This window comes from Bradyrhizobium sp., from assembly GCF_049798375.1.
GTDB lineage: Bacteria > Pseudomonadota > Alphaproteobacteria > Rhizobiales > Xanthobacteraceae > Bradyrhizobium.
In genome coordinates this window covers 1-4533 of the sequence record NZ_JBARGP010000326.1, presented here as the reverse complement: position 1 = coordinate 4533, position 4533 = coordinate 1, and the positions used below count along the sequence as shown (strand labels likewise).

Below are 4533 nucleotides of genomic sequence, written 5' to 3'. Positions count from 1 at the left end.
GGTGTCGTCCCGGCGAACGCCGGACCCATAGCCACAGGCGGTCGTTGTTGGAACAATATCTTGGACCCACTTCCCCAAATAGTCCCCTCCTGTGGTGATGGGTCCCGGTCCCGCGTCGGCGCGCTGGTGGGCACGTCGCCCGCTGCATTTGCGATCTAGCGGAACCGAGCAACGCGCCTTTGCCCACCTACGCACCTCTCACCGACGCATCGGCGGAATGCCGGAGCACTGCGCCACGCGTCCCTGCCCATGTATGCAGGCGCGATAGAACGACGGCTCCACGAAGCGGCCGGCCCAGATGCCACGGCCGGCGCGACGGGCGGCGAGTTGATCGGCGGCGTAGCGGCCGTGCGAATATTGCGGCTCCTCGATGGCGAGGCCGCGCGACACCAGCATCTGACCGAGATCGGTCCGGCGCACAGCGCAGCGGGCGACGATGCGGCCATAACGATCATCATCGACCGGTGTGCAGCGCACGGCCTTGCCCCTCGTGAAGGCATCAAGCGTGTTCGCAGCCAGCGCGCCGCAGCGATAAGGCTTGCGGTCGCGGCCGCGGCACAGTTGCGCGCTCTCGGGCGCATCGATGCCCCAGAGCCGGATGCGGTCATCATGGATATCGAGGGTGTCGCCATCGACGACGCTGACCCGCCCGATGAGGTCGCGGGCGGCCGCCGGAAGCATGTGGACGACAATGAGGAGAGCGCAGGCGACGCGCTTCAATTGGTTCGACAAAACGTGCACCTCGAACATTGCGCATCGCTTGGCGGCGGGCGCGCCGAATCAGTTCTTTGATGCTGTCTGTTCGAATACGGCCGATTTTCAGCTTGGTCGAGTGCCTGATGCGCAGGTCGATTGCGTGGCGTTCAGCACTTGCGGCGTGCGCGATGTAACCTCGCCCCGCTCTTGTCCGCCATAGAGCGACGGCGGATGCGGAGAGAGGTCAGCTTGCGAAGCAATCCGGGTGAGGGGGGTACAGGTCTAACAATCTGAAGTGAGCAAGCGTCTGCCGCTCACCCCAACCTTCTCCCCGTGAAGAACGGGGAGAAGGAGCGCACCGCTTCCTGCACGATAGCTCAAGAACTTCTCTCTAGGTTCAACGCTGGAAGCTCAGCTTGCTGAGCAGGGCTTGGCGCGCCAGTGCATGCGCGATCAGCTTGTTCATCAGTTCGCCCTGGAGCAGGCCGGTGGCCTCCCACATCTTCGGATACATGCTGATGTCGGTGAAGCCGGGCAGGGTGTTGACCTCGTTGACGTAGACGTCGTCGCCGCTGACGAAGAAGTCGACCCGCGCGAGCCCCTCGCAGCACAACACGGCGAACACCTCGACCGCGAGCTTGCGGATGCGCGCCGCCAGGGCCGGGTCGAGCTGCGCTGGCACGTGCAGCGAGGCGCCGCTGGCATCGGTGTATTTCGCCTCGTAGGAGTAGAAGCCGTGCTGTCCTTTCGGCACAATCTCGCCGAGCTCGGACGCGCTGACTTGGCCGTCGGCATGCTCCAGCACGGCGCATTCGATCTCGCGCACCGGCGCGATGGCGCGCTCGATCAGGATCTTGTTGTCGTAACGCAGGGCAAGGCGGCAGGCAGTCTCGAACTCGGCCGCGCTGCGCGCCCTTGAGATGCCGACCGATGAGCCGAGATTGGCCGGCTTGACGAACAGCTCGCTTGCACCAACCGCACGCACGGCATCCTCGTAGGCGATCGGCACGGAGGCCGTCATCGCGACATAGGGCACGATCGGCAAACGGGCGTCGCGCAGCAGCCGCTTGGCGACGTCCTTGTCCATCGACGCGGCGGATCCCATCACGCGGGCGCCGACATAGGCGACATCGGCCAGTTCGAGCGCGCCCTGCACGGTGCCATCCTCGCCATTGGGACCGTGCAAAACGGGGAAGATGACGTCGAAGGCGGGATGCTCGCGTACGGTCGCGCCATGCGTGATGACCACTGCGCGGCCGCCGCCGCCCGGCAGCAGTACGATTTCCGGACCATCCGAGGGAATGACCAGCGCAGAGCTGTCCTTGCGATTGGCCACATCGGCCAAGGTCCAGCGGCCGTTGCCGGTGATCCCGATCAGGGTGATCTCGTAGCGGTCAGGATCGAGGGAGCGATAGATGTTGGCGGCCGACGCGCGGGAGACGTTATGCTCCGCGGAGCGTCCGCCGAACAGGATCGCCACTCTGGTCTTGTGCTGGGTCATTTTGCTCGACCTGGATTACGTACACCAGCCTGTGTACAGGCAATCCGCCGATGATTGAAGCGGCCTCGCTTCGGCGCATGCAGATGCCGTCGGCCAGCCTCGAGTGCGCGGCAGCGTTCATGCATTTAAAGACACCAATTACCCCAGCAGCGAACGATGTCGGTACCAAAATGCGCCCGGGTGGCGCGACCGAACGAGCTGCTGCTAAGGTATAAGAAACTGCCGCGCGACGGGGTTCCGGAGCCGGCGTGTTTTTATTGTCCGCGCTCGTCATGATCTTGAAACTACCTGATAGCCGAACCGTACCTCCGCGATGGATCGACGTGACATCATCATGGTCGTGGCTATGCTGCTGCTGACGTTTGCCGTCACCTGGGCTGGCACCGATTACGTCGTCAACCAGATCGTGCTGCCGCTGGTCGAGGACGAGCCGGCACCAAGCCCCAGCTATCCATCGCCGTAGGTGGATCCGAGCGCTCGCCGCGCAGCCGCAACGGCGCGCTCGACATCGTCGGCGCTGGTTTGCCAGTTGCAGACTGAGATGCGCATGCAGCGCTGGCCGCGCCAGGTCGTGCCGCCGAAGAAGGCCTCGCCAGAGGCGGCGATGCGTGCGATCACCGCGTCCGTCTGGCGATCGTGATCCTGCTCCGTGGCGCCAGGATGGGAACCGAGGAAACGGACGAGCCCCTGGTTGATGACGGGCTCCCAGACCACTTCCGCTCCCGGCAGGCTGCCGATGCGGCTCACCAGCGCATGGGCATGGGCGCAGCAGCGCTCGATCAGCGCGACGATGCCGGCGCCGCCGAGCTGGCGCAGCGCCGCATAGGTCGGGACGCCGCGGCCACGTCGCGACCATTCCGGATTCCACTCGATCTGGTCGCGCGCGTCATCGACGAATTGGGTGTAGCTGGTGCGATGCGAGAAGGCGCCGCGATGGGCGTCGACGTCGGCAACGAAAGCGTAGCCGCAGTCGAATGGCGTGTTGAGCCATTTGTGTCCGTCATTGGTCCAGGAATCGGCAAGCTCGATCCCGCGCAGCAGGTGGCGATGCCGGGGGCTGGCTGCGGCCCACAGGCCGAAGGCGCCATCGACATGGACCCAGGCCCCGAAGCGTCGCGCGATCGGGATCAACTCGGCGAAGCGATCGAAGGCACCGATATTGAGATCGCCGGCGTGCAGTACGACGATGGCAGGCTGCGGCGCGTTGCTCTCCAGCGCCTGCGCCAGCGTCTCGGGCGCGAGCCGGCCGCTGCTGTCGCAGGGGAGGGACATCACCGCGCGCTTGCCGAAGCCGAGCACGCGGACGGCGCGCTCGACCGAGCCATGGCGTTCGCTGCTGGTGAGGATGCGGATCGCGGGCGCGCCGAACAAGCCATGCTCCTCGACGTCCCAGCCGGCGCGCTTGAGCAGGCGATGACGGGCTGCGGCGAGGCAGGTGAGGTGGGCCATCTGGGTGCCGGTGACGAAGGCAAAGCTCGCTGCTTCAGGCAGGCCGAACAGCTGCTTGAGCCAGCCGCCCGCGACCTCCTCGATCACCGCTTCCGCCGGGCCGCAGGCATGGATCGCGGCATTCTGGTCCCAGGTCGACACCAGCCAGTCCGCCGCAAGCGCCGCCGGCAGCGTGCCGCCAATCACCCAGCCGAAGAAGCGGCCGCCGCTCGAGCCGAGAATACCGCCTTCGGTGTCGCGCACGAGATCATCAATCACCTGCGTTGGATCAGTGCCATGCTCCGGCAGCGGCTGTGCGAAGCGTGCGCGCAACGTGGAGAGATCCGCGCTGGCATTGACCGGCGCGCTGTCCGCGGACGAGAGATGATGGAGCGCGTGGTTGAAGGCGCGCTCCAAGGTTGGCCGGAAGGAATCACTGGTCGACATTGTCATTCTCGGGGTGACCTGAATCTCGCTTGAGGTAACATTGCGCACCGGCCGCGGCTCGCCGGAATCGGACTCGACCGTCGTGCGCGCGCGGCGCAATTGTTGCGCTCCGTCATTGCGAGGAGCGTAGCGACGAAGCAAATCCAGCGCGAAGAAGGATGTCTTGATTGCGTCGCTTCGCTCGCAATGACAGACTCGTCGTCATGCTCGATCTCATCGAATGCGAACGCGCACGGGTCGCCAGGGACCGCCGCTATGACGGCCGCTTCTTCATCGGCGTGCGGACCACGCGGATCTATTGCCGGCCGGTGTGCCCGGTGCAACCGGCGAAGGCGGCCAATGTCAGCTTCTATCCATCGGCATCCACGGCCGAGGCCGCCGGCTTCCGCCCCTGTCTGCGCTGCCGGCCGGAGGCCGCGCCGTTCTCACCGGCCTGGCAGGGCACCCGCACGACGGTCGCG

Annotated in this window: 5 protein-coding genes; 2 read left to right on the top strand and 3 right to left on the bottom strand. The window is 65.7% G+C overall.

Annotated elements, in window-relative coordinates; all coding sequences use genetic code 11:
- Positions 1-198: 198 nt before the first annotated feature.
- The gene (locus WA702_RS13920) at positions 199-750 is read right to left on the bottom strand and encodes a thermonuclease family protein (RefSeq protein WP_425111109.1); all 552 of its coding nucleotides are present in this window, start codon (positions 748-750) and stop codon (positions 199-201) included.
- Between the two features lie 343 nt (positions 751-1093).
- Positions 1094-2197 carry a D-alanine--D-alanine ligase family protein gene (locus tag WA702_RS13915; RefSeq protein WP_425111108.1) on the bottom strand — a complete coding sequence of 368 codons (1104 nt, stop codon included), beginning with the start codon at positions 2195-2197 and terminating at the stop codon, positions 1094-1096.
- Positions 2198-2531: 334 nt separating this feature from the next.
- Between WA702_RS13915 and WA702_RS13910 the strand changes: the two genes are divergently transcribed.
- Entirely contained in the window at positions 2532-2660 is a 129-nt protein-coding gene (locus WA702_RS13910) for a hypothetical protein (protein ID WP_425111107.1), read from the top strand.
- On the opposite strand, the gene WA702_RS13905 is transcribed toward WA702_RS13910, so the two are convergent.
- Positions 2645-4072: a pyridoxal phosphate-dependent decarboxylase family protein gene (locus WA702_RS13905; protein WP_425111106.1), complete on the bottom strand. Its 1428-nt coding sequence runs from the start codon at positions 4070-4072 to the stop codon at positions 2645-2647. The genes WA702_RS13910 and WA702_RS13905 overlap by 16 nt on opposite strands.
- A 203-nt stretch (positions 4073-4275) precedes the next feature.
- Here WA702_RS13905 and WA702_RS13900 point away from each other — a divergent pair.
- The coding region (locus tag WA702_RS13900) for an Ada metal-binding domain-containing protein (protein ID WP_425111110.1) at positions 4276-4533 on the top strand (258 nt) is incomplete at its 3' end.

Bases quoted from the DNA above. Each gene is read 5' to 3' on its own strand.
- WA702_RS13920 (WP_425111109.1), bottom strand. From the start codon at position 750: ATGTTCGAGGTGCACGTTTTGTCGAACCAATTGAAGCGCGTCGCCTGC.
- WA702_RS13915 (WP_425111108.1), bottom strand. From the start codon at position 2,197: ATGACCCAGCACAAGACCAGAGTGGCGATCCTGTTCGGCGGACGCTCC.
- WA702_RS13910 (WP_425111107.1), top strand. From the start codon at position 2,532: ATGGTCGTGGCTATGCTGCTGCTGACGTTTGCCGTCACCTGGGCTGGC.
- WA702_RS13905 (WP_425111106.1), bottom strand. From the start codon at position 4,072: ATGTCGACCAGTGATTCCTTCCGGCCAACCTTGGAGCGCGCCTTCAAC.